Origin of the sequence: Limnoglobus roseus (assembly GCF_008254045.1) — a bacterium.
GTDB lineage: Bacteria > Planctomycetota > Planctomycetia > Gemmatales > Gemmataceae > Limnoglobus > Limnoglobus roseus.
The window spans coordinates 1,265,484-1,288,085 of record NZ_CP042425.1; the positions used below are offsets into that span (position 1 = coordinate 1,265,484).

Below are 22,602 nucleotides of genomic sequence, written 5' to 3' on the forward strand. Positions count from 1 at the left end.
CGTTAGTCTCGTGCACGGGAGTTCCTTTTTGTTCGCAGGGGACGACGTAGTCTCCCGCCTTAACCCGGTCAGCGCGTTCAGGTCGGGTACGCAGAGCAGGCGCGGGCTGGCGCTCCGGCACGCCGGCCCCTGTTTTCTAAGCCCGCTTCTTGCGAGGCGGCCGCGGTAGCGAGTCCGGATCGTCACCTAACAAAATCCTCGCCTGCCGAATATCTTCCTCAGTACGCCGAGCAAATTGCGCCGGCGTTTCGAACGTGGTCGGCTCCTCACCGAACATGGCCTTGTGACAGTCCACCTGGAACTGCTTCAGGTCCGCTTCGGACACCCTCGCCCGCGTGCCAATGACGACGCACCGGAGTTTCACGATCTCCCCGCCGACGCGGATGCCCTTCGGCCACGATCTCGCCGTCATCATGGCCACCTTGCACCGTCGCGCCACCTCGGCCAGCGACATCAGATCGGGCTCATTCGCTTTGATCTCGTCCATGAGCACTCCTTCCGTTCACCGCACGGGTACAAACTGCTGCCGATTATCATGCTGGCCTCGGCCGCGTCGATGTCGGTTACGGTCCACCTGCATTTTTCGCCCGACAACCGCGGCGCAAGAATCCACGCGACGGGATGGGCCGTAAGGCGGGTGGGAGAACGGTGGGGCCCTCTCGCCCCGCCACTCCCCGATCGACACGTCTCACTCTGACTTCAAGGAATTCCATGTCCTACTACCGTGGCATCCTGTTGGCCGGTCGGTTTCGCACGCAGTTCGAGTTGAACCGCATGTTCGACGATGGGCAGCGGAACACGCTCATCGCCACCCTCGTCGGCCTGTCGAACCAGTCCGTCTCGCACTACCAAGCGATGAACGTCTGGGACCTGTGCGGCGTGGGGGCGGCGCGCACGTTCCTGCGGGAAACCAAGGGCCGGACCGACGCCGAACTGCAGGCGATGACCGACGACGACGTCCGGAACACGCTCATCGTCGCGATGCACGCCCAGACCGGTACCCCCGTCCCGACGCTTCAGGGGATGACGGACCTGAACCTCGCCCTCTTGGGGCTGGGAAGCGACCGTTCGTTCATCCGCGGCGCGCTGCTCGTCGGCCGGTTTCGCACGATGGCGGAACTGCTCGCCATGAGCGCGGAAGACCAGCGGAACACACTGATCGTGACCCTGGCCGGACTCTCGAACCAGCCCGTGAGCCACTACCAAGCGATGAGCGATCAGACCTTGGGCGGGGCGGGCGCGGCGCTCGTGTTCCTGCGCGAAGCGAAGATCCGGGACGACGCGGCGTTGAAGGCGATGAGCGACGACGACGTCCGGAACACGATGATCGTCGAGGCGCAACAGCAGACGAACACCGACGAGCCGGTAGACTTCTTCCAGGGCCTGGACAACCTGGACATCATTCAGATCGTCCTCGGCGCGGATGCGTTAGTTCTCCACTGATTGTCTGCGGGGGAACTGAGGCCGGCCGGTGTTGCGTTCGCACCCTGCCGGCTTACCACTCAGCCAGCCTCCGCTGAAGCTCTTCATTCTCCCGCCGGAACCGCCGCTCGACTTCGCTGTCCGTCTCCGGCGGCGGCCACTCCAGTTCGCCGAGTTTGGCCCGGGTACACTCGTCGCGGAAGAACTCCAGATCCTCCATCGTGACGCGGAACCGGTCGCCGAACGCCACGCCGCGGAGCTTGATCAACCGGCCTTCGATCCGCACGCCCTTGCAGATCCAGTGGTTGATCATCTTCGCCGACACCGAGCAATGCGCGGCGGCTTGCGACGGTTTCATGTACTTCGGCTGGGGTTCGTTGCTCACGATGCGCATCCATTCAGGGCAATTCACTCCGACGAAGTGCACCGCCCACGACAGCATTCCGAGCCCGCCGGATCGATTTTGTATCGTACGAAGGAATTCGGGCGAGCGGGGCGGACAGCGTCTCTACACGGTCCACGAGTTTCGCCGCCCGCGCCCGCTCGGCCGTGAAAACCCGCCCTTCGCCGTAGCCACTTCGCACGGCCGCCGCCGTCATCCGCCGGGCCTTCGCCACGCCCCCGACGAACTGCGCGTAGAAGTCACCGATCGTCTGTTGGATGGCCGCTCGCGCCTCGCCGCCCAACGGCTGATTGGAGTTGCCTTCCACGTTGTGTTTTCCCCGCGTGCATGTATTGGATTTCGATGCCGGCCTTTGCGCTGGACGGGCTCTGATCCGTGTGGATGGCCACTGCGCCAATACTGCCGGTCAACGCCGACGGGGCCGACACAATCTCATCTGCAGCCGAGCCGAACCGAACCAGTACGCCGCTGGCGCCATTGGTCTGTTAGAGGAAGCAACGGTGCGATTCCGCTCCCGCATGGCGAGTGGTTGACCCGCGGTCTCGGACACGCCAGCTAAACGGAAGCGGTATCGCCCGTTGTCCCCGAGCGTCGTCCACGCCGTCGAGCGCGTTCGACGGTCAGCTCCAAGCGGGTCGAATCATCGCCCGCGGAACGCCACCCCGACTTACGGATGACGGCCCGACGGATCGCCCGACGATTGCACGTCGTCGGTGTTGCGGTGGAAGGTGTAGTCGGCGAACCGTTGGGCGTCGCGGCCGGCGTCCTCCCACCCGTACTTGTAACTGCCGACGTGCCACAGGCGGATCGACGTGTCCGCCTGGACGACGAACCCCGCCTGCCGGGCCCGCTCGCAGAAGGCGTAGTCCTCGCCCAAGTACCAGGGCCGGCCCCGGTCGTCGGCCGCCACGAGCGGGCAGAAGTACGGCACGAGCGGCTTCTTGAACCCGAGGTTGCATAGGGGCAAGGCCAGTTTCGCCCGCACCGCCTCATAGACTTCTCGTCGGGTGTGGGTGAACCCGAACCCGCAGTACAGGATGTCTACGAGACCGCCGTGCCGGCCGAACCGGACGGTCTTCGTCCCGGGCAGGAAGGCGGCGGCGAACTGCCGCGGCCCCTTCTTCGGGTACAGGCCGCACGTGAACGGCCGGCCGTGCCCGCGGAGTTTCTCCACGTCGTTCGGGTCGAACGCCACGTCGCTGTCCACCCACATCAACTCCTCGAACCCATCGGCGAGGGCGTCGGTGGCCATCTGGCACCGGGCGGCGTCGATGGCCGAGTACCCGCGGACCCGGCGGACGGGGTGCCCGCGGCGCTCGAGTTCGCGGAGGCCGTCCTCGCACCCGGGGTCGATCGGGCCGCCGACGGGGACGAGGATGACGCAACGGTCGGGCGCGGGCATGGGGACTCCGAATGGGGGCGGACGGAGGGTGTCAACAATACGAACGTCGTCGGCTGGGGCGGTAAAATTTCTCCCCCACCGCTTGCGTTTTGTAAATATGTACAGTATAGTCACTCGGGAGTGAGCGGGTGGATTTTGACGGGAAAGTAAGCCCGAGGGATAATTCGGATTTTCCGACACAAATTCTGTTGCGTTCCTCAACTGTCCGAATTACCATCACCCCCTCACCTTGGGACTCACCACGGACGGTGATCCTCAATCGGACATCTCACGGTCACGGCGGACCTCTCCCGACGAAGAACCGTTCCGCACCTGGTTTCGATTCCCCACCGCACCCGCCCGGCCCCCGCGCCGCGGCCCCGGTGCGCCCACGCCTTGCGAAAGGACGTTCCCGTGATCCGCCCGACCCTCGCCCGGTGGCTGGCCCGAACCGACCGCTTCTGGGACGCCCTCCTCGCCCCTCGCCGGCGCAAGACTTCCCCCCTCGGCCTCACCGCCCTCGAAGACCGCCTCGTCCCGGACGGCCGTCCCCTCCCCCTGCCGTTCATCTTCGCCGGGGCCGGGAGCGGGGCCCCGCCCTTGGTGCGCTCGTACCAAGCGGACACGGGCGAACTTCAGTTCGAAGAACAACCGTTCGAGGCGACGTTCTCCGGCGGCGTCCGGGTGGCCGCGGGGGACGTGGACCGGGACGGCCTGCCCGACCTGATCGCCGCGGCCGGGCCGGGCGGCGGCCCGCGGGTCCGCGTCCTCAACCCTCGGACCGGGGCGGAAATCGCCGGCCCGCTCGGCAGCTTCTTCGCCTACGACTCGTCGTTCACCGGCGGCGTGTACGTGGCGAGCGGGGACGTGGACGGGGACGGGTGGGCGGACGTGATCACCGCGGCCGGCGTCGGCGGCGGGCCGCACGTCAAGGCGTTCAGCGGGAAGACCGGCGACCTGATCGCCAACTTCTTCGCGTTCGCCCCCGAGTTCCGGGGCGGGGCGACGGTGGCGGCGGCCGACTTCACCGGGGACGGGAAGGCGGAGTTGGTCGTCGGGGCCGGGCCGGGCGGGTCGCCCGAGGTGCGGGTGTTCGACGTGACGACGGGCACTATGCTGGCCGGCCCGCGGGGGGACTTCCTGGCGTTCGACCCGTCGTTCGCCGGGGGCGTGGACGTGGGGACGGACTTCAAGACCGGGGACGTGACCGGGGACGGCGTGCCCGACATCGTCGTCGGGTCGGGGCCGGGGATGGCCGCCGAGGTCAAGGTGTTCGACGGGGCGACGGGGGCCGTGGCCGGGGACCTCTCGCCGTTCGGGTCCGGGATGACGGCGGGCGTCCGCGTTTCGACCGCATACGTGAATGAAGACGCGAATGCCGACGTCGTGGTCGGGACGGGTGACGGGGTGACGGGCGAGTTGAGGGTGTTCTCCGGGGCCGACTTCACCGAACTCTCGACGCCGATGAGCCCGTACACGCCGTTCGGGAGCGCGTTCACCGGCGGCCTGTACGTCGCCGCCAGCAACGACCCGCCCAGCGAGTCGATCGACGTGGCCGTGAGCTTGGACACCACGGGCTCGGCCCCGACGACCCCGGCCCCGGGCACGCCGCTCCACTTCCTCGTTCGCGTCGGCCCGCCGAGCGGGTCGGTGGTCCCGACCGGGAAGGTCCACGTCTACCTCCACACGGAGATCGACCCCAACGTCACCGACCCGCCGCCGGAGCCGGCGTACACTTACGACGCCGGGTCGGTGGAACTCGGGACCGGGACCACCGACCCGCTCACCGGGGTCGAAGTGATCCCCATCACTATTCCCGGCGGCCTCCCGCGCATGCGGAACCCGACCACGACCAACGACGAGTACCACATTTTCGCCGACTACTCCGGGGACGCGCACTTCTACCCGAACTCCGGCGAAATCACGTTCGAGGTGTGGGGTCCCGTGACGATCGGGTGCGACTGCTCGGCGAGCAAGCTCGTGGCGAGCGGGACCGGCGGGGGGACGGCTCCGGGGTTGGGCGGCACGGGCGGCGTCAAGTACGGGTCGGGGCAGGTGGCGATCCCCGGCCCGGACCCGCTGGCCGGCCTCCCCGATGCCGCTGCGGCCGTGGGCGCGGTCGCCGGCGGCCGCAGCGGGTGGTCGGCCGCGACCGGGTGGCAGGACCTGGGCAGCGCCCACATCCTCCCGACCGGCGAAGGCCTCCAGGTCAACACGGGCACCGGCGAGCCGGTCTACCTGCTCGGACAGGGCACGCCCGACGCGCACGGGAACTACCCGACGTACGGCGGCGAGTACCGGGGCACGACCACGGCCGCGTACGACGACGGGGCGGACACGTTCACGGTCACGACGCCGGACGGCATGGCGAGCGTGTTCCAGGGGTTCGACGGGGGCGCGGCGGCCGAGGTCGGATCACTCCTGTCCGCGACGGACGCGGGCGGGCACACGGCGGCCGTCGTCGCGTGGGACGCCGACCGCCGGCCGACCGAGGTCCAGGAGACGTACGCCGTCGGGGCGGACACCGTCACCGTGTCCGCCGTCACCGTCTACGCGACGGCGTTCGGCCGGTGGGCCCCGCAGAAGGCGTCCGTGACCGTGCGGGAGCGGACGAACGGCGGGGCGTGGGCGACCGTCCAGGCGACGGCGTACGAGTACGTGGAGACGGTGGACGGGGGCGGGAAGCCGGTCGGGGCGTGGGGGTCGTTGACGCGGGCGACGGTGACGGACGGGGCGGGGGCGGTCCTGGACCAGTGGTACTACCGGTACTACACGGCCACCACGTACGACGTCGGGACGCACCAGATCGGGTACGCGGGCGGACTGCAATATTCCGTCGGGCCGGCCGCGTACGCCCGGCTGAAGGCGGCGAGCGGGGGGACGGACGGCGACGTCGACGGGGCGAGTGCCACGGACGTGGCCACGGTCGCGGACGACTACCTGGAGTACGACGTCGCGGGCCGGGTGACGAAGATCGTGTCGAGCGGGCAGGGGTGCTCGGCGTGCTCGGGCGGCCAGGGGGCGTACACGTACGCCTACACGACGAGTTACAACCCGGACGGGTTCAACAGTTGGCACACGAAGACGGTGGAAACGTTGCCGGACGGAGGCACGAACACGGTGTACACGAACGTGTTCGGCCAAGTCATGTTGTCCGCCCACACGGAGCCAAGCGGGAGCGGCGCGGGCGGGGGGGCTGGGAGCGAGTCGGGGTCGGGGAGCGAATCCGGCAGTGGCAGCGAGAGCGGGTCGGGGTCGGGGAGTGAATCCGGGTCCGGCAGTGAGAGCGGGTCGGGGAGTGAAAGTGGCTCGGGGAGCGAATCCGGCAGTGGTAGTGAGTCGGGCAGTGGGAGCGAGTCCGGGTCCGCCTCGGGGACGACGGGGCCGTGGGTCACGTACTACCGGTACGACGAGGGGACGGGCTCGGGCGAGGGGTCGGGCAGCGGCAGTGAATCCGGGTCGGGGAGCGAGTCCGGGAGCGGGAGCGACTCGGGGTCCGGGCCGGCCCGGCCGGCGTTCGACGGCGGCCGGCTCGCCCTGACCGCCCACCCGTCGGCCGTCAGCGGGTACAGCGACGGCTACCCGGACCTCGTCCACTTCGTGAGCGGGAACGCCGAGTACCTCCGGGACGCCGCGGGCCTGATCGAGACCCAGTCGTACTACGCCGCGACGACGGCCGGGGAGACGACGGCCGGCGGGGTGGCCGGGTTCCTCGAAGGCCGGGCGGTCCAGCAGGGGGAGACGGGGACGCCGGTCCCGCAGGGGGAAACCACCTACTACGCCCACACGGACGGGGACGCGACGGCCGCGACGGTCGCGGCCGACACGGTGTACGCGAACGACGACGGGACCGGCGGGCGGACGACGGCGTACGCCTACACGTGGTTCTCCGGCACGGCCCAGGCCCAATCGGTCACGACGACGCTCCCGACGGTCACGACCGGCCAGAACGGCCCCAACGCGGCCACCAGTTCGACCGTCGTGATGGACGAATACGGCCGGCCGACCTGGGCGAAAGACCCCGCCGGGTTCCTGTCGTACACCGAATACGATCCGGTCACCGGGGCGGCGGTGAAGTCAATTCAAGACGTGGACACGACGCAAACGAGCGACTTCGCCGACCTGCCGTCCGGGTGGAGTACGCCGACCGGCGGCGGGTTGCACCTCGTCACGGCATACGAAGTCGACGGCAAGGGCCGGGTGACCAAGACGACGTCGCCGGGCGGACGGGTGGACTACACGGTGTACGACGACGCGGCCCACGAGGTCCGGTATTACCCCGCGTGGGACAGCACCACGGACTTGCCCACCGGGCCGATTTCGGTGAGTCGGGACGACCGGGCTCACGGGTACACGGAGTCGCTGACGATGTCGGCCACGCCGGCGGTCAGCGGCGGCCGGCCGACGGGGGCCGAGGCCGTCGGGAGCCTGGAGTCGCTGTCCCGGAGCTACCGCAACGACGCCGGCCAGGTGACGCACGCGGACAGCTACTTCGACCTGACCGGGGTGACGTACTCGACGGCGGCGGACATCGGCACCTTGAACACGAACTACTACCGGACGACGACCGGGTACGGGAAGCAGGAAGGGCGGGTGAACAAGCAGGTGTCGGCGGCCGGGACGATCACCCGGACCGAGTCCGACGGCATGGGCCGCGTGACGAGCGTGTGGGTGGGGACGGACGACACGCCAACGACCGGGTACTGGTCCACGGCCAACCGGACCGGCACGAACATGGTGAAGGTGGCGGAATATGAGTACGACGGCGGCGGGGTCGGGGACGGGAACGTGACGAAGGTGACGCACTTCCCCGGCGGCGGGGCGGCGGACCGCGTGACGGAGACGTTCTACGACTGGCGGGACCGGGCCGTGGCGGTGAAAACGGGCGTGGAGGCGACGGAGTCCACGAGCGTGAACCGGCCGATCTCCTACGCCGACTACGACAACCTGGGCGAGGTGACGAAGACGCGGACCTACGACGGCGACGGGGTGACGGTCACGTCGACCGGCGGCGTGCCGAACGCCCCGAGCAGCAGCCTATTGAGGGCGCAATCGACCACGACCTACGACGAACTCGGCCGGGCATACCGTAGCGATGTCTACTCAGTGGACCCGTCCAGCGGCAGCGTGGGGAGTTACACCCTCCAGTCGAACACGTGGTTCGACGTCCGCGGCCAGGTCATCAAATCAACCTCACCCGGCGGCCTTGTCCAGAAGATGAGCTACGACGGTATCGGCCGGACGACGGTGAGCTACACGACCGACGGCGGCGGGGACTCGGGGTACGGGGACGCCGACGACGTGACGGGTGACACCGTCCTCTCGCAAGACGAAATGACCTACGACGCCGACGGGAACGCCCTCGTGTCCGTCCACCGCGACCGCTTCCACGACGCCACGGATACCGGGGCGCTCGGCACGCCGGCCAGTTCGTCCGGGACGGCGAAGGCCCGGGTGAGTTACGCCGGGTCCTACTACGACCTCGCCGACCGGCCGGTGGCGTCCGTCGACGTCGGCACGAACGGGGGCAGCGCGTGGACGCGGCCGGGCAGCGTGCCCTCCCGCAGCGATAGCGTGCTGGTGACGAGCGTCACCTACGACACGGCGGGCAGGGCGTACGAGACGACCGACCCGCGGGGTTTGGTCACCCGCACCCTGTACGACGACCTCGGGCGGACGACGAAGACGGTCGAGAACTACGTGAACGGGGTGGTGAGTGACGCGGACGACAAGACGACCGAGTACGCCTACGGCCCGGCCGGGATGACCAGCCTGACGGCGAGGCTGACGGGCGGGGGCGGGCAGACGACGGCGTGGGAGTACGGCGTTACGGCCGGGAGCGGGTCGGCGATCACGTCCAACGACGTCGTCGGCGCGACGCGGTGGCCCGACCCGAGCACCGGCGCGGCCAGTTCGAGCGAGCAGGAGGTGGTGACGGTCAACGCCCTCGGCCAGCCGGTCACATCGACGGACCGCAACGGGACTACCCACACGCTGACGTACGACGCCCTCGGCCGGGTCGTGTCGGACGCCGTCACGACGCTCGGGTCGGGCGTCGACGGGGCCGTCCGGCGGGTCGAGACGGCGTACGATTCGCAAGGGAACGCCTACCTACTCACGACCTACGACGCGGCGTCCGGCGGGAGCGTGGTGACCCAGGTCGAGCGGACGTTCAACGGCCTCGGCCAGATGACGGACGAGTGGCAGGCGCACGGCGGGGCGGTCAACACGTCGACGACGCCGGGCGTCCAGTACGCCTACTCGGAAATGGCGGGCGGGGCGAACCACTCCCGGCTCACGTCGATGACGTACCCGGGCGGTTACGTGTTGACCTACAACTACTCGTCCGGGTTAAATAGTGGTATTAGTCGCCTGTCCTCCCTTTCCGATTCGAGCGGCACACTGGAAACGTACGACTACCTCGGGCTGGGCACGGTCGTCGTGCGGGGGCACCCGCAGCCGAGCGTGGACCTGACGTTCCTCGGCACCGGGCCGGGAGCCGGCGGGGACCAGTACGTCGGCCTCGACTCGTTCGGCCGCATCGTGGACCAGAACTGGACGGACGGGACGGCGAGCACGGACCGGTTAACGTACACGTACGACCGGGACGGCAACCGGCTGACCAAGGGCAACTGCGTCAACTCCGCGTTCAACGAGGCGTACAGCTACGACGGGATGAACCAGATCGCCGACTTCACCCGCGGGTCGCACACCCAGGCGTGGGACTACGACGCGGTCGGGAACATGGACGCCGTCACGACCGACGGCGGGACGCCGCAGACGCGGACGGCGAACGCGCAGAACGAGATCACGTCCGTGAGCGGGGCGACGACGCCGACGTTCGACGCGAACGGGAACATGACGACGGACGAGACGGGCCGGCAGTTCGTGTACGACGCTTGGAACCGCATGGTGGCGGTGAAAAACAGTGGCGGGACGACCCTCAAAACCTACGCCTATGACGCCCTGAACCGGCGGGTGGCGGAGAAAGTGGGCGGGACCACGACGGACCTGTACTACTCGGCCGGGTGGCAGGTGCTGGAGGAGCGGGTTTCCGGAAGCACGACGGCCCGGTACGTCTGGAGTCCGGTGTACGTCGACGCGATGGTCCTGCGGGATCGGGCGACGACCACGCCGGGGACGCTGGATGAGCGGGTGTGGGTGCAGCAGGACGCCAACTTCAACGTGACGGCCGTCACCGACGGCAGCGGGGCCGTGCTGGAGCGGTACGCCTATGACCCATATGGCTCGGTCACAGTGATGAACGCCAGTTGGACCACGATCGGAAGCGGTGCCTACGACTGGAAGTACCTGCACCAGGGCGGGCGGTTGGACGGGGTGAGCGGGCTGTATTACTTCAGGAACCGGGACTACTCGCCGACGCTGGGGCAGTGGACAACGAATGATCCGATCGAGTATGATGGAGGTTCAACGAACCTGTACAGGTACGAGTCGGAAAATCCACTAGCAAGCTTGGATCCGTTCGGGCTTAAGGTCACGATTCTTAGCATTGCGGTTACTGACCAATCTGAAGGTGCAAACACTAAGCTTATAAATAAATCGGTTCCAGTCCAACTTGGGAAGGCTGACGGCCTGTCTCCACAAAATTTACCTCGTTTGAGCTATGGATTCAAAGTTACCATCAATGCCGATGTGGACTGCGGAGATACCATTAAGAATGCAAAAGTGATTAAACAAGAGATATATATGTTGCGGGCCTACTCATTAGGCGGACAAGTTGAAGGGACGGTCAGTCGAAAAGGCCAAGCAAAAAAAGACAGAGAGCTGCTGAACCTTAACGACCTTTTCAAAGCTGTCAATGTGTGGAAAAAGGGTGACCCTGCGACTATGGACATGGCAACTGACGGTGAAAAGGATTTCTTCTTCAATCCAAATAATGCATTGGCCGAATCCGATGACAAAACATTAGTTTATGTGGATGCTCCCGGCTTTCCTGGATTTAATGACAAGACGGATATACCAGTCGGTTTAGACTGGACCACCCAATACGTCGCAATCCGCATAACAGCGGAAGGAACAGACGGATCCAAGGTCACAGCCACGTTTAAATATTGCATCCAGGCTGCACCTGCGGCTAACGCCAAATCTGGCTATACGATATATAAAGTTAATGGGCCTGATCCGAAACTTCCAAAAGATTGGAAGTAAATAAACAACGCGAGATTATAACATGATCATTTATCGAATATTTTCCAGTCCAAATAACCGGCGTAGCTGCCACATGATTGTTTTGAGCTTTGGCGCGATCCTTGGAGCATGCATTTTAACTGCGACAGTTTGCCGAATTGGTGTTGATCGACGAAAAATTGCAGTGGCATTTGCCCAAATTGATGACGCAACAACTCAAGCAGAAGTACATAGAATGATGGGAACCCCTCCGATAAATCAGCTGGCTCTAAAGCAATCCACTGTGTATCCTGATTTTTCCATGCAAGAACTTTGCACTGTAGCTGAAGATTACTGGGATGATGAGGGGCGCATTTACCTAATTAGATACTATAAGCATGCTGAGAAAAATTGTGTGCTTTCGAAGTACAAATTAGATCGACGCCCTGGCAATAAACTAGGTTTTTTTAAGTTTTTCTGAAATAGATTTGATACTCCGAAACTACAACCACATGGCGAAGCTATACAAGTCATAATTTTTGGTCGAACAAGGCGAACAACTGAAGTCGTCCGGCGAGTTGGTACTGGCGGTCGGTCGACTCCCGGTTGTCGAGGACCTGCTTGGGCGTGGACTGGAGGACGTAGACCACGGCCAGGCGGTCGAGGTGGTGCGGTTGTGGTGATTAGCGTCGAATCGAAGGCCACCTGAGCACCCAATCCGAGGCCAACGGTGCGGGTGGTGAGAGGAGTTCACTTCTTCGGCTTGGTGGCCTTGTCGGCCTTGCTCTTCATCGACTCCCGGAACCGATAACTTTCGCCGTTCATCTCATAGATGTGGCACCGGTGCGTCAGCCGGTCGAGCAGGGCGGCCGTCATCCGCTCGCCCTGGAAGATCGTCCCCCACTCGCCGAACGGCAGGTTGCTGGTAATCAGCACGCTCCCCCGCTCGTACCGGTCGGCGAACACCTGGAACAGCAGTTCGGCCCCGGCCCGGCTGAACGACAGGTAGCCCAGTTCGTCGACGATGAGCAGGTCGACCCGCTCCAGGGCGGCCAGCAGGCGGTCGAGGCGGTGCTGCTGCTGGGTAAGCGTCCGGCGAATCGACGCCTTGCGTCGTCATTTACGATGGTGGCTTTCTCACCCGAGGAGGCGACCCCATGTCCGACACTCCACTCTCTTCCACCCCACCGACCGACCCCGTCGACCGCGAACAATTCTGGCGGGACGCCGTCGCCGCGTTCGCAACATCCGGCCTTTCGGTCCGGGCGTTCTGTCTGGCCCGCGGGCTGACCGAGAAGCGGTTTTACACGTGGCGGAAGGCCCTCGGCCTCAGCCCCGTCGTGCGACCCGCGGTGCCCCCGCCCGGCGCTCCCGCCCGAGCCGATCGACCGCGGGTCGGCCGGGCCGGGGCTGCTGGCCCACGTCGTCGTCTCGAAGTTCGTCGATCACCTCCCCCTCCACCGCCTGGAATCCATCCTCGCCCGCCACGGGTACCCCGCGGCCCGGTCCACCCTGTGCGACGGGGTGCGGGGCTGCGCCGTGGCCCTCGACCCCGTCTCCCGGGCGATGGCGACCCGCGTCCGCCAGTCGTACGCCATCCACGCCGATGAGACGCCCGTCACCCTGTTGCAACCGCGACGGGCGGCCTACGCCTGGGTGTACCTGGGCGACGCGGCGAACCCGTTCACCGTGTTCGACCTGACGCCCGGCCGGTCGCAGGACCACCCCACGCGGTTCCTCGCCGGGTACACCGGTTTCGTTCACGCCGACGCCCTCCAGCAGTACGCCGACGTTTACGCCGGCGGGGCCGCGCACGTGGGCTGCTTCGCGCACGCGCGGCGGAAGTTCGTCGCCGCCGCGGACGCCGGGGACGGGCGGGCCGACGAGGCGGTGGGGTTGATCCGCCGCCTGTACGCCGTCGAGCGGGCACTGCCGCCGCTCGACTCGTCGCCCGACGCCGAGGCCGTCCGCCACGCCCGCCGGCAGGCCGAGGCCGTCCCGGTGCTGGCCGCGTTGCGGGCGCGGCTCGACCGGCACGCCCCGGCCGCGTTGCCCAAGTCGCCACTCGGGCAGGCCATCACCTATGCCGTTCGGAACTGGGCGGCCCTGGTCCGGTACGTCGAGCACGGGTTCCTGAGCATCGACAACAACCTCGCCGAACGAACGCTCCGGCCGGTGGCCGTCGGCCGCAACAACTGGGGCGTGATCGGGAGTGCCGCCGCCGGCCCGACAGCCGCCGTCCTGTACTCCGTGGTCGGGACGTGCAAGCACCTCGGGATCGACCCGTTCGCCTACCTCCGGGACGTCCTCCCGCGACTCCACGCCCTGGCCGCCGACACGACGGACGAGCAACTCACCCCGTTGCTCCCCGACCGGTGGCGGGCCGATCGCTCGAAGACCGCTACCCCGCCGGCCGCCTGAGCCCTCCGACCGTCGTGCGTTCGCTCGGTACGTGATTTGCCTGGCGCGTACGGAGCACGCCCGGCCGGTCCTCGATGCCTTCTCGACGTGGTTGGCCGACCAGAAGCGGGTCGCGCTGCCGTCGGGCCTGTTCGGCCAGGCCGTGACGTACGCCACGAACCAGTGGCAAACGCTCACCCGCTACCTCGACGACCACCGCCTGGCGATCGACAACGGGCCGGCCGAGCGGGCCCTCCGGCCGCTCGCCTTGGGCCGCAAGAATTCTTATGACCTTTGTCCAGGGATCGGGCAACAATTCACCGACAACCTCACCGGAGGTTTTTCGTTTCGTCAGGTCTTCGCGTGGCCGGAGGAGGAACAACCGATCGGATTGCCGCGACGGTCGATCAGACTCTTATGCGGGGGTTAGGTACCCCATGATGACGTTCGTCGAACGGGCTGCCTCGCTCTGGCTGCTGTGATCGGAACACAGAATTCTTGACGAGGGTTCCCGGAACCGCACCGACGGTTGTTCCTCGTCCGGCCACGCGCACCCGCCCCGTTAGACCGGCGCCGCGACCGTGGGTCGTGAGGGGGCGGCGATCACCCCCGCTATCGCCCACATGAACCCGAGCAGTTCGCGGGCGACGGCCGTGATCGCCACCTGGGGCTTCTTGCCCCGGCCGAGCAGTTGTCGGTACCGCTTGCACAGCCGCTGTTGCGCCTTCCAGGCGATGTCCTTGGCCGCCTGCGGAATGTCTTTCGGCATGTGCTGTCGCTTGTACGCCCCGACCTTCGGCGTCTGCCGGTAGCTCCACGCGGCCTCGAACAGGAGCCGCCGCACGCCCACGTTGCCCGTCTTCGTGATGCCCCGCGGCCGGATCGTGCGGCCGCTGGAGTGCTCGCCGGGCACCAAGCCGAGGAACGCCATCAGTTGCTTCGGGCTGTCGAACCGGGCCAGGTCGCCGACCTCGGCGACTACCGACACCGCCACGATGAGAGCCACCCCACGGAGGCTCTGCAAGCCGTCGACCACACCCGCCAACGACCACTCCGGCAGCAACTGGCGGATCTGCGCCTCCACGTCGGAGCGGCGGGCCGCCGCCTGCTCCATGCCGTTGACGTAGCCCTGGAAGGCGATCTGCTGGGCCGCGTGCTCGAAGCGCCGGTTGGCCAGCCAGACGAGGTGCCGCCCGGTCCACGCCTTGCCGGGGTAAATCATGTGGTACTTCAGCAGGTAACTCTGGATCCGCTGCCGCGCCGTCTTCAAGTCCTTGTTGGCGGCGTGCCGTGCCCGCACCACGTCCCGCATGGCCTCGTGGACGCCGTCGGGCACCCAGATGGCGGTCAACTCGCCGGCCCGCGCGAGGCGGGCCAACGACACGGCGTCGCGGTGGTCGTTCTTGACGCGATCGCCGGGCTTCCGGGGTATCCGCGACGGCGCCACGACGACGCACGCGAACCCGACGGCGATCAACCGTCGGTAGACGTCGTAGCCGCACGGACCGGCCTCGTAGACGAACTCCAGCCGTAGATGCTTGGCGGCGAGTTGGCGGGCCAACTTCTCCAAGTGATCGCCGTCGTTGGCGACCGTTCCCCAGAACCGGACCTCGCTGCCGCGGCCGGCATCGGCGATGGCAACCGCGATCGTATCCTTGTGGACGTCCAGGCCGACGTAGGCGTTCACCGCTTCCATGACCGTCTCCTTCGTAGGGTTCCGGGCGATCCCCGGTGGTGCGGCGTTGCACCACCCCCGAAGTAGGTCATATCATCTGGCTCTTCGTCGGCGGTGACGGCGGGCTGTCCTCGGCCGCCGTCCTGCTGAGCGTGGTGGCCAGCGCGAAGCGGCACCACCTCGACCCGTGGGCGTACGTCCGCGACCTCCTGACCCATGTCCCGGCCCGGCCGCCCGACGCCGACGTGGCCGACCTCCTCCCCGACCGCTGGCGACCGTCGTAACCCGACCGGGGCCGAACCCGCACGCCCTCCGACAGACCAACTCGCCGGACGCTTTCACACTACCGGTCGTGCCGTGGACGGCGTACCTCGGGCTGGCCGATTGGGTCCGCCGCCGCCGGTCCTCCCCGAACACCTCCACCCGCCGCCACTCTTGGCCCGGCTCCCATCCGTCAGGAAACACATCGAACGTGGAACCCGGCCGCACACCGATACGGGCAAGGAAAGGTTTGAGCCGATCAGCCCAAGCGTGCGGATCTTCGCCGTCCTCCAACTCGTAATCCAGATGGAACCCCGCCTTGCCGCTGCCCGCCCCAGAGTCCTCGGCCGCGGCCCCGAAGAACTCCTCCAGCACCTCTTCCAGATCGGCGCGACCAAGGCCATCCTTCCCGGCCGGGCAGTAGACGAAAATGCTTGCGGGCACCTCGCTCCTCCGTACGCCTTGATACCACCGGCACGACATTGGACCTCACCGGCGGCCGTGGGTCCAGGCCCTGGGAAGTGATGTTCGTCTGCACGAACCAACCGAGTTGGCACCATTACAGGGAGAGCCACGGTTCAAGCGGATAGAGTGCCCAAGAGCGGCAAGACGTTCGACCCAAACCGGGGGGCGTAGAATCGCCATTAAAAAACACGCCACCTGGTTCGGCGTCTTGGATGACTCACCCGCGGCCGCCGGCCAAGCGGTCCCGCAGCACCTGCAACTCCTCCCGCACCCGGTCCAAGTGGTGGTCGGGCAGATCCAGTTCGTCCTCCCGGTCGAGCATCTCCTGCAGCTTGGACGCCGCCAGTTCCAGGACGGCCCGGCGATCCCCGGGCCAGACAGTCCCCCGGGCCAGGACCACCACCAAGTACGCGGCCGCCCGAACCGTCTCCTCGTCCCCGGAGACATCTAGCCGCATCGCCTCCTCGACCCGCCGGGCGAAGCCGGTCTGCTCGAAGAGGTCATCGTACCAGTCCGAGGCGGTGTCGTTGGCCCACGGCTCCGGTCCCCAACTGCCCATCCGCGATCCCTCCGCCGCCGAACTTGTAAGTCTCTCACACCATGTCGGAGTATACTCACAAACGAAACGACCGGTCCAACGCTATCCACCACGCTTTCGCGGCTGTTCTTGAAGATACCCGGCCATAGCACTCTTATCGATGGGCGCGGTTTCTGAGTGGGTAACGAATCGGTTTAGTAGAAGTCTGGCACCTCGTACGTTTCGACGCCCAAGACTTGCTCCACGAGGCGCCTCAACCGGGGATGGAAGCGAAGCGGGCGCGGCCCGAAGAACTTCCCACAGTCGATGACGATGGCGAATCGGTAGGCCGCCCCGCCTTGTACCTCACGCCGTCCACCCGTCCACCCGTCCCGGCCGGTGGCGACAAGCTGTGACGGGTCGAACTCCGAACCGCACTTCGGGCACCGGGCCGCCAGGCGCGATGCGAAGAACGGGTCGAAGTCCGATTCCGGTTCGAACGTGACGGGGTGGCCGCGATCGCACGTCGGCGGGGGTTCGAACGGATCGATGCCCTCGGAGGTGTGGTAGATCAGGTCGCGGCCGAAGTGTAATTGGAACTCGTAGTAGCACTCGGCGGCGTCCGCCGGGTCGTCGAACGGCAACGGTTCGAGGGGGTAGCGGAGGCCGCTCACGCCCAACGACTCCACCGGCCATACCACCATCAGGTCGCGCTCGGCGAAGTTGGCCAACAGTTCGGCGAGGGGCGCGGTAAACGATGCCCGCTGCCCGACGGTGCGAGTAAAGTAGCCGTGGCGGCGAGCGCGTTTGTAGAGCGTGCTTGAGGCGAAAGAGAGTTTGGCGAGGGCGGCGTGATCGGGCGCAAGTACCCATCCGTCATCCCGGAGCGCGGCGACGAGCGCAAGGGCGGTATCGGGCCGGGGCCGAAACGTGCCGGGCTTCGGGATCAGGTAACAGCGGTGTTCGACGCCCACGGTCTGCCGCGCCTCGGACGCACTTGGCCTACGATTTCCAGAACCCGCCCGTGGGGTCCGGGTCGAGTGTGGTCGCCTCGCCCGACCCGCGGACCAAGTACCGACACCCCCCCCGCCGGCGGTTGAGGCGGTCCGCTGTCCGATGACGACCCGCTGCCGATCGGGGAGGACGTGGAACGAGATCAACACGAACGGATAGATGCGGTCCCGGATCCGTCGCATGTGCCGCCGGTACTCTCGCCGTGTGATCTCCCGCACGCCGCTCGCGTCCCGCACCCACGCCCGGACGACGTGCCCGGCGCACCTCGATTGATCGGCCGCGGACCATTCCCCCACCAGAACGTACTGCCAGGGACCATTCCCCCACCAGAACGTACTGCCAGGCCTTCTCGCCCTGGGTCGGTTGGCACCACCATTCCCACTCTCTCTCGACACGCCGAAAGATCAGCGCGTAAAGCCAATCGTCACGCCAGGCAAAGGGCGTTAGTTGCGTCACTCGGGTGAACGTCTTCCACCAACCGAACATTCGTCACCCGGAGTCATTTGGCCCCGCCGGTCTGCCCGCTCATCGTACCGGCACGGTATCCTGCACACAAGTAACCTTGCAGGAACACGTGTGGCGGCCCGCGTTCCGCGCCGTCGCGCGGTCGTTCGTGCTCCTCTCCCGCCTCAGCACGGCTGACGCGCACCGGGAATCGGCCGTGACCTTCGTGCGCGAACTCGTGGCCGCGGGCTACTTCACGGCAGACGAGGCCGGTGCGATGCTCGGTGAATGGGTCGATGAGAATTCCTGATCCGGCGGGCAAGGGGCGCGAATAATACCCCGTCCTTTCACCTCCCGGAGACGCCGCCGCCGATGATCGAAACCCGCGCCCACGAGTTGCTGCAAGCCGCCTACGACCGCAAGGAAGTCGCCCCCTTCGATTTCGCCGCCGAGCGGTGGGGCGACGACGCCTTGGCCGACGGGAAGACGGCGGCCGACTTGCTCGTGTCACTTCGGTTGGCCCGGTACGCAGACGAGGGGCGCACCCTGTTGGCGGTGACGAACGCCGGCCGATATTGGGCGCTGCACGGCGGGTTCCTGGCGTTCCTCAAGGAAGAGCCGGACAAGGCCGCGGGCGCGAACGGCGGGAAGGGGCGGAACGCCGAAGTCGAGGCACTGCGGGCGAGCTACATGGCACTCCGGTTGCGCACCTTCTGGTGGACGTTCGGCATGTCCGTGACCGGGTTCGTCATCGCCATCATCTCCCTCGTCGTGTCCCTGTGCTACGGCGAAGTCCCGCACCGCTGGAAGTGACGAGGCGCGATCGGCGGGCCAGAGCAATCACGTGCGACTGACCGAGGCGCGGGGCAGCGGGAAGCAGGCCGCGGAAAGCGTCCTCAGTCAGGTGGGTGCGGCCAAGGCGTTGAACGCACAAGAGCGGGTGGAAAAGGTCATGGAGGCGGCCGCCAGGAGTTGCAGCGGATCGAGCGGCACAGCCAAGAGACGGCGAAGGCCTTGAAGAAGCTGGTCATTACGACCGTCGGCCTGAACTGACGGATGGATCGAGGGCCGGGCGCGGCGGGTGAATAAGACTCGCCGCCCCCGGACATTTCACTCTGTGCGGGTATCAGTCCACCAGTTTACCAGCGACTACTTCTTCAACTCGATCTTGGTCGGCGTGATCGTCTTCTTGCCATCCTTCTCGGTAAGTTTGCCCGACACGGTCACGTCCTTCTTCTCGCCGCCGCCGCAAACGTGGTAGTCTTCCTCCGACCCCTTGTCGGTGAGGAGGTAGGTGACGGTCTTGTCGTCTTCCTTCACCTGGAGTGCGTTCGTACACTCCTTCACGCCGTCCAGCTTGAGTTTGCACTTGGCGCACACGAGCGTGCCCGTGACCTTCACGTCCTTCCCTTGAGCCTTCTCTTCGGCAGAGGCGATCGGGGCCGAGAACGCGGCGAGCGCGACCGTGGCGAGGACGAGTATCGATCGAAGCATGGTCCATCTCCTAACGAGCGATGAGGGGGCATCCGCCGGCCGAGCGGCCAGTGAACCGGATGCTCACGGTATAGTGGACCCCGAAACTGAGACCGCCAGGTAAGCTACTCTGGCGGCCCTCGGAGGTGGTCCTGATGACGGCGAAGCGGAAGACCCACACGGCGGCGTTCAAAGCCCAGGTCGCTCTGGCCGCGGTGAAGGGCGACAAGACGGTCAACGAGTTGGCCGCCCACTTCGGCGTCCACCCGACCCTCATCCACGGGTGGAAGAAGCAACTCCTGGCCGGGGCCGAGGCCGTGTTCGCCGCCGGAGCGAAGGCGGTCGCCCCCGGCGACGACCAGACACCCGCGCTGTACGAGCAGATCGGCCGGCTCAAGGTCGAGCTCGACTGGGTGAAAAAAAAAGCTGCGACGTTCGGTTGACGACCTGCGGCCGCTGATCGACCCCGGGCACGCCGACCTGAGCGTCCGTCGGCAGTGCCAACTGGTCGGGCTCGGCCGGGCCACGTACTACCGGGGGCCGGCCGAGGAGTCGGCCGACAACCTGGCCCTCATGCGGCGGATCGACGAGCAGTACACGGCCTGCCCGTTCTACGGCAGCCGGCGGATCGCCCGGTGGCTGGCCCGCAACGGCCACCCGGCGAACCGCAAGCGGGTCCAGCGGTTGCTCCGGGTCATGGGCCTGGAAGCCATCCACCCGAAGCCGAAGCTGTCGGCCGGGCGGGGCCACCCGGTGTACCCGTACCTCCTCCGCGGCGTGCCGATCGACCGCGTCGGGCAGGTGTGGAGTGCCGACATTACATACCTGCCGCTGCCCGGCGGGTTCATGTACTTGGCCGCCACCATCGACTGGTACAGCCGGTACGTGGTGGCCTGGCGGTTGTCGAACACGCTCGACGGGGCGTTCTGCCGGGACATGCTGGACGAGGCGTTGGCGGCCGGCACCCCGGAGGTGTTCAACACCGATCAAGGGGTGCAGTTCACGGCCGGGGCGTGGGTCGAGCGGGTGGAGGCGGCCGGGGCGCGGGTGAGCATGGACGGCCGGGGGCGGTGCCTGGACAACGTGTTCGTCGAGCGGCTGTGGCGGACGGTGAAGTACGAGGACGTGTTCCTGCGGGGATACGAGACGGTGACCGAGTTGGAGCGGGGGTTGAAGGCGTACTTCACCTTCTACAACGAGGCCCGCTTGCACCAGTCACTGGGGTACAAGACCCCGGCCGAGGTGTACCGGGCCGGACGGTCAAAAGAGCCGGCGAAGGAGTAGCTTAAATTCGTCGGTTTTTGGTCTCGCAAATGGGGTCCACTATACGGGGTGTTCTACGGAAACGGTTTGCACACCGACCGAAGTGACGGACATCAACGATAAGCAGGTGACGGAACTGGAGAAGATCTGCGAGGCGTTGAAGCAGATGGCGTTCGAGACGGTATGCATCTATCCCCGTGGCTTCGCGCCGGCGGCCTGCTCGTGATTAAACGGGCCGGCCGCGAAGCCACGCCTATCACTGCGGAGGTTTGCAGTTCGGCCCGGTATTGAACTGCGGTTCGTTCAAGAAGGGAGAATCAACATCCTCGCCGAAGATGCTCTGGCATTCACTGGTTACGACGCAACTGACACAATATAATCGCCAGATATGAAAAACAACAGTCGTAGATTGCTGCCCGTGGTGTGGATTGTGGGGGGCGTGCTCTTTCTTGTGACTGCGGCGGGGATAGTTCTATTTAACAAGTCGCGTGAATCGTCTTCCCAAGCTCGCGACCTACCACCATTTTACGACATCTCCAGTTTCGCCGTTGCCCCGGACGGCAAGACAATTGTTGCCTTGGGTCACGTATCTGTTGGCCATGAGGCAATGGGAGAGAGGACCACTGGGAGCCTTCGGTCGTGGGATTTTTTCACAGACGGACCCGCTCATGCGAAGGAGTTTCGAAGCCAAAAACCAATTAAAGGCAACAAAATCGCGCTGAGTTCCGACGGCACGAAGCTCGCCGTATTGGACCGCGAACTTCTGACCTTCTGGAACGCTCTGACGGGTGAACAGACGGCGGAGGTGAATGTTCCCTCTATGTCCTCCCGTCCCGATCGAATCCAATTTCAGGCCGACAACATTCACGTTACCTACATCGCAGATGTGAATGTCGTCACCACCATAAATTCGCAATCTCTAACTCTTACGGCAAGACGCCTTCCCGACTCAGGTGTTAGCAATCGACTTCAGACAGATTGGCCGAAAGGGTACGATGTTACGGATAGAGCGAGCCATCCGTCTTGTGAACTCGTGGTCTGGAATCTGCAAAGCAATCAAGCGCCGACCCGAAGCCGTTTAGACGGGTTCTACCGTGGGCTCGTTTCTACCTTTGCCGTCTCCGCTGACGAAAAATTACTCGCCTACAACACTGAGCCGTTCAGAGACGACACGAGGCAAGCATGCATTACACTTCACGATACGAAAACGGGATTGCGAAGCTCGGAGATCGCCGCGAGCGACGCGCCGTGGCTGCGTTACTATTCCCAACTGGCCTTCTCTTTGGACGGTCAACTTCTTGCTGCGGTGGGTTATGCACCGTCTGGACAGGGTGACTTTTTATGGCTCCTCGACATCTATCGAGTCGCCGATCAGAAGCGAGTATTCCGGATGGAAGACAAGGCTAAGATCGGAAACGGCGGGATTGCGTCGTTGACGTTCTCGAGAGACAAGCGGTCATTGTTTTTTATCAATAAGGAACAGTCGATATCCCGGATCGACTTGGCGACGTTCCAAGAAGACAAACGCTGATGGCGGCTTCCCCGTGCCGAGCAGGGCCCCCACTTCTCCCGCTGCTCGGCGGTCAACGAGTTCACGAACGCTGCCATCTCGTCAGTTGCAGTAGAATTTGCAGTAGTCCACTCCAGAGCTATGCACAAAGCGTGTCAAGAATCGGACTTACGCTAATCAGTGTTGACCCCCGCAGGGTCACTATTGCATCCTGACAGTGTCCGTCAGGATGTGACATAACACGCCG

Annotated in this window: 19 protein-coding genes and 2 pseudogenes; 11 read left to right on the forward strand and 10 right to left on the reverse strand. The window is 65.8% G+C overall.

What is annotated here, in order from left to right; all coding sequences use genetic code 11:
• Positions 1 to 136: 136 nt before the first annotated feature.
• Positions 137 to 487, reverse strand: a complete 351-nt coding sequence (locus PX52LOC_RS05055) for a hypothetical protein (protein WP_149109067.1) — start codon at positions 485 to 487, stop codon at positions 137 to 139.
• 224 nt (positions 488 to 711) lie between these two features.
• On the opposite strand from PX52LOC_RS05055, the gene PX52LOC_RS05060 reads away from it, so the two are divergent.
• Positions 712 to 1,443 (forward strand): hypothetical protein, encoded by a 732-nt coding sequence (locus PX52LOC_RS05060; RefSeq protein WP_149109068.1) that lies wholly within the window; start codon positions 712 to 714, stop codon positions 1,441 to 1,443.
• Positions 1,444 to 1,495: 52 nt separating this feature from the next.
• Here the strand turns inward: PX52LOC_RS05060 and PX52LOC_RS05065 are convergent, their stop codons facing one another.
• The 4 genes from PX52LOC_RS05065 to PX52LOC_RS05080 form a co-directional block, all read right to left on the reverse strand.
• Positions 1,496 to 1,807 carry a hypothetical protein gene (locus tag PX52LOC_RS05065; RefSeq protein WP_149109069.1) on the reverse strand — a complete coding sequence of 104 codons (312 nt, stop codon included), beginning with the start codon at positions 1,805 to 1,807 and terminating at the stop codon, positions 1,496 to 1,498.
• Between the two features lie 13 nt (positions 1,808 to 1,820).
• Entirely contained in the window at positions 1,821 to 2,132 is a 312-nt protein-coding gene (locus tag PX52LOC_RS05070) for a S49 family peptidase (RefSeq protein WP_168218811.1), read from the reverse strand.
• Positions 2,065 to 2,286 (reverse strand): S49 family peptidase, encoded by a 222-nt coding sequence (locus tag PX52LOC_RS43725; RefSeq protein ID WP_390637621.1) that lies wholly within the window; start codon positions 2,284 to 2,286, stop codon positions 2,065 to 2,067. Before PX52LOC_RS43725 ends, PX52LOC_RS05070 begins: the two co-directional genes overlap by 68 nt.
• A gap of 206 nt (positions 2,287 to 2,492) precedes the next feature.
• Positions 2,493 to 3,227 carry a hypothetical protein gene (locus PX52LOC_RS05080; RefSeq protein WP_149109071.1) on the reverse strand — a complete coding sequence of 245 codons (735 nt, stop codon included), beginning with the start codon at positions 3,225 to 3,227 and terminating at the stop codon, positions 2,493 to 2,495.
• Between the two features lie 393 nt (positions 3,228 to 3,620).
• Between PX52LOC_RS05080 and PX52LOC_RS05085 the strand changes: the two genes are divergently transcribed.
• Entirely contained in the window at positions 3,621 to 11,375 is a 7,755-nt protein-coding gene (locus PX52LOC_RS05085) for an RHS repeat-associated core domain-containing protein (RefSeq protein WP_149109072.1), read from the forward strand.
• 22 nt (positions 11,376 to 11,397) lie between these two features.
• The gene (locus PX52LOC_RS05090) at positions 11,398 to 11,814 is read left to right on the forward strand and encodes a hypothetical protein (protein WP_149109073.1); all 417 of its coding nucleotides are present in this window, start codon (positions 11,398 to 11,400) and stop codon (positions 11,812 to 11,814) included.
• Positions 11,815 to 12,083: 269 nt separating this feature from the next.
• Here PX52LOC_RS05090 and PX52LOC_RS05100 read toward each other — a convergent pair whose 3' ends face one another.
• A complete protein-coding gene (locus PX52LOC_RS05100; RefSeq protein WP_149109074.1) occupies positions 12,084 to 12,434 on the reverse strand; it encodes an ATP-binding protein in 351 nt (116 codons plus the stop codon).
• Between the two features lie 56 nt (positions 12,435 to 12,490).
• Between PX52LOC_RS05100 and tnpA the strand changes: the two are divergent.
• The 3 genes and pseudogenes from tnpA to PX52LOC_RS43735 form a co-directional block, all read left to right on the forward strand.
• Positions 12,491 to 12,652 (forward strand): annotated as a pseudogene (tnpA, locus tag PX52LOC_RS43730) (IS66 family insertion sequence element accessory protein TnpA); the annotation flags it as partial.
• A 10-nt stretch (positions 12,653 to 12,662) separates the two neighbouring features.
• Positions 12,663 to 13,754, forward strand: a pseudogene (tnpC, locus tag PX52LOC_RS05105) (IS66 family transposase); the annotation flags it as partial.
• A 31-nt stretch (positions 13,755 to 13,785) separates the two neighbouring features.
• A complete protein-coding gene (locus PX52LOC_RS43735; RefSeq protein ID WP_168218812.1) occupies positions 13,786 to 14,163 on the forward strand; it encodes an IS66 family transposase in 378 nt (125 codons plus the stop codon).
• A gap of 132 nt (positions 14,164 to 14,295) precedes the next feature.
• Here the strand turns inward: PX52LOC_RS43735 and PX52LOC_RS05115 are convergent, their stop codons facing one another.
• On the reverse strand, positions 14,296 to 15,429 hold the full coding sequence (locus tag PX52LOC_RS05115) for an IS110 family RNA-guided transposase (RefSeq protein ID WP_149109077.1): 1,134 nt from the start codon (positions 15,427 to 15,429) through the stop codon (positions 14,296 to 14,298).
• A 38-nt stretch (positions 15,430 to 15,467) separates the two neighbouring features.
• On the opposite strand from PX52LOC_RS05115, the gene PX52LOC_RS05120 reads away from it, so the two are divergent.
• Entirely contained in the window at positions 15,468 to 15,692 is a 225-nt protein-coding gene (locus PX52LOC_RS05120) for a transposase domain-containing protein (RefSeq protein ID WP_168218813.1), read from the forward strand.
• Between the two features lie 659 nt (positions 15,693 to 16,351).
• Here PX52LOC_RS05120 and PX52LOC_RS05125 read toward each other — a convergent pair.
• On the reverse strand, positions 16,352 to 16,693 hold the full coding sequence (locus PX52LOC_RS05125; RefSeq protein WP_149109079.1) for a DUF4259 domain-containing protein: 342 nt from the start codon (positions 16,691 to 16,693) through the stop codon (positions 16,352 to 16,354).
• Between the two features lie 173 nt (positions 16,694 to 16,866).
• Positions 16,867 to 17,625 carry a hypothetical protein gene (locus tag PX52LOC_RS05130; RefSeq protein ID WP_149109080.1) on the reverse strand — a complete coding sequence of 253 codons (759 nt, stop codon included), beginning with the start codon at positions 17,623 to 17,625 and terminating at the stop codon, positions 16,867 to 16,869.
• 602 nt (positions 17,626 to 18,227) lie between these two features.
• Between PX52LOC_RS05130 and PX52LOC_RS05135 the strand changes: the two genes are divergently transcribed.
• Both PX52LOC_RS05135 and PX52LOC_RS05140 read left to right on the forward strand, forming a co-directional pair.
• Positions 18,228 to 18,419: a hypothetical protein gene (locus tag PX52LOC_RS05135; protein WP_149109081.1), complete on the forward strand. Its 192-nt coding sequence runs from the start codon at positions 18,228 to 18,230 to the stop codon at positions 18,417 to 18,419.
• Between the two features lie 62 nt (positions 18,420 to 18,481).
• Complete coding sequence (locus PX52LOC_RS05140; RefSeq protein ID WP_149109082.1) at positions 18,482 to 18,922, forward strand: hypothetical protein; 441 nt, start codon at positions 18,482 to 18,484, stop codon at positions 18,920 to 18,922.
• Positions 18,923 to 19,258: 336 nt separating this feature from the next.
• Here the strand turns inward: PX52LOC_RS05140 and PX52LOC_RS05145 are convergent, their stop codons facing one another.
• Positions 19,259 to 19,603 carry a DUF6370 family protein gene (locus tag PX52LOC_RS05145; RefSeq protein WP_149109083.1) on the reverse strand — a complete coding sequence of 115 codons (345 nt, stop codon included), beginning with the start codon at positions 19,601 to 19,603 and terminating at the stop codon, positions 19,259 to 19,261.
• A gap of 131 nt (positions 19,604 to 19,734) precedes the next feature.
• Between PX52LOC_RS05145 and PX52LOC_RS05150 the strand changes: the two genes are divergently transcribed.
• Together PX52LOC_RS05150 and PX52LOC_RS05155 are read left to right on the forward strand one after the other, a co-directional pair.
• Positions 19,735 to 20,866 (forward strand): IS3 family transposase gene (locus tag PX52LOC_RS05150; RefSeq protein ID WP_390637529.1). Its coding sequence is split into 2 segments (ribosomal slippage): positions 19,735 to 20,016 and positions 20,018 to 20,866, totalling 1,131 coding nucleotides; the frame shifts between segments, so codons are not numbered across the junction.
• Between the two features lie 418 nt (positions 20,867 to 21,284).
• Positions 21,285 to 22,376, forward strand: a complete 1,092-nt coding sequence (locus tag PX52LOC_RS05155; protein ID WP_149109084.1) for a WD40 repeat domain-containing protein — start codon at positions 21,285 to 21,287, stop codon at positions 22,374 to 22,376.
• The last annotated feature ends 226 nt before the right edge of the window (positions 22,377 to 22,602 follow it).

Bases quoted from the DNA above. Each gene is read 5' to 3' on its own strand.
- PX52LOC_RS05060 (WP_149109068.1), top strand. From the start codon at position 712: ATGTCCTACTACCGTGGCATCCTGTTGGCCGGTCGGTTTCGCACGCAG.
- PX52LOC_RS05125 (WP_149109079.1), bottom strand. From the start codon at position 16,693: ATGGGCAGTTGGGGACCGGAGCCGTGGGCCAACGACACCGCCTCGGAC.
- PX52LOC_RS05055 (WP_149109067.1), bottom strand. From the start codon at position 487: ATGGACGAGATCAAAGCGAATGAGCCCGATCTGATGTCGCTGGCCGAG.
- PX52LOC_RS05080 (WP_149109071.1), bottom strand. From the start codon at position 3,227: ATGCCCGCGCCCGACCGTTGCGTCATCCTCGTCCCCGTCGGCGGCCCG.
- PX52LOC_RS05140 (WP_149109082.1), top strand. From the start codon at position 18,482: ATGATCGAAACCCGCGCCCACGAGTTGCTGCAAGCCGCCTACGACCGC.
- PX52LOC_RS05145 (WP_149109083.1), bottom strand. From the start codon at position 19,603: ATGCTTCGATCGATACTCGTCCTCGCCACGGTCGCGCTCGCCGCGTTC.
- PX52LOC_RS05115 (WP_149109077.1), bottom strand. From the start codon at position 15,429: ATGGAAGCGGTGAACGCCTACGTCGGCCTGGACGTCCACAAGGATACG.
- PX52LOC_RS05090 (WP_149109073.1), top strand. From the start codon at position 11,398: ATGATCATTTATCGAATATTTTCCAGTCCAAATAACCGGCGTAGCTGC.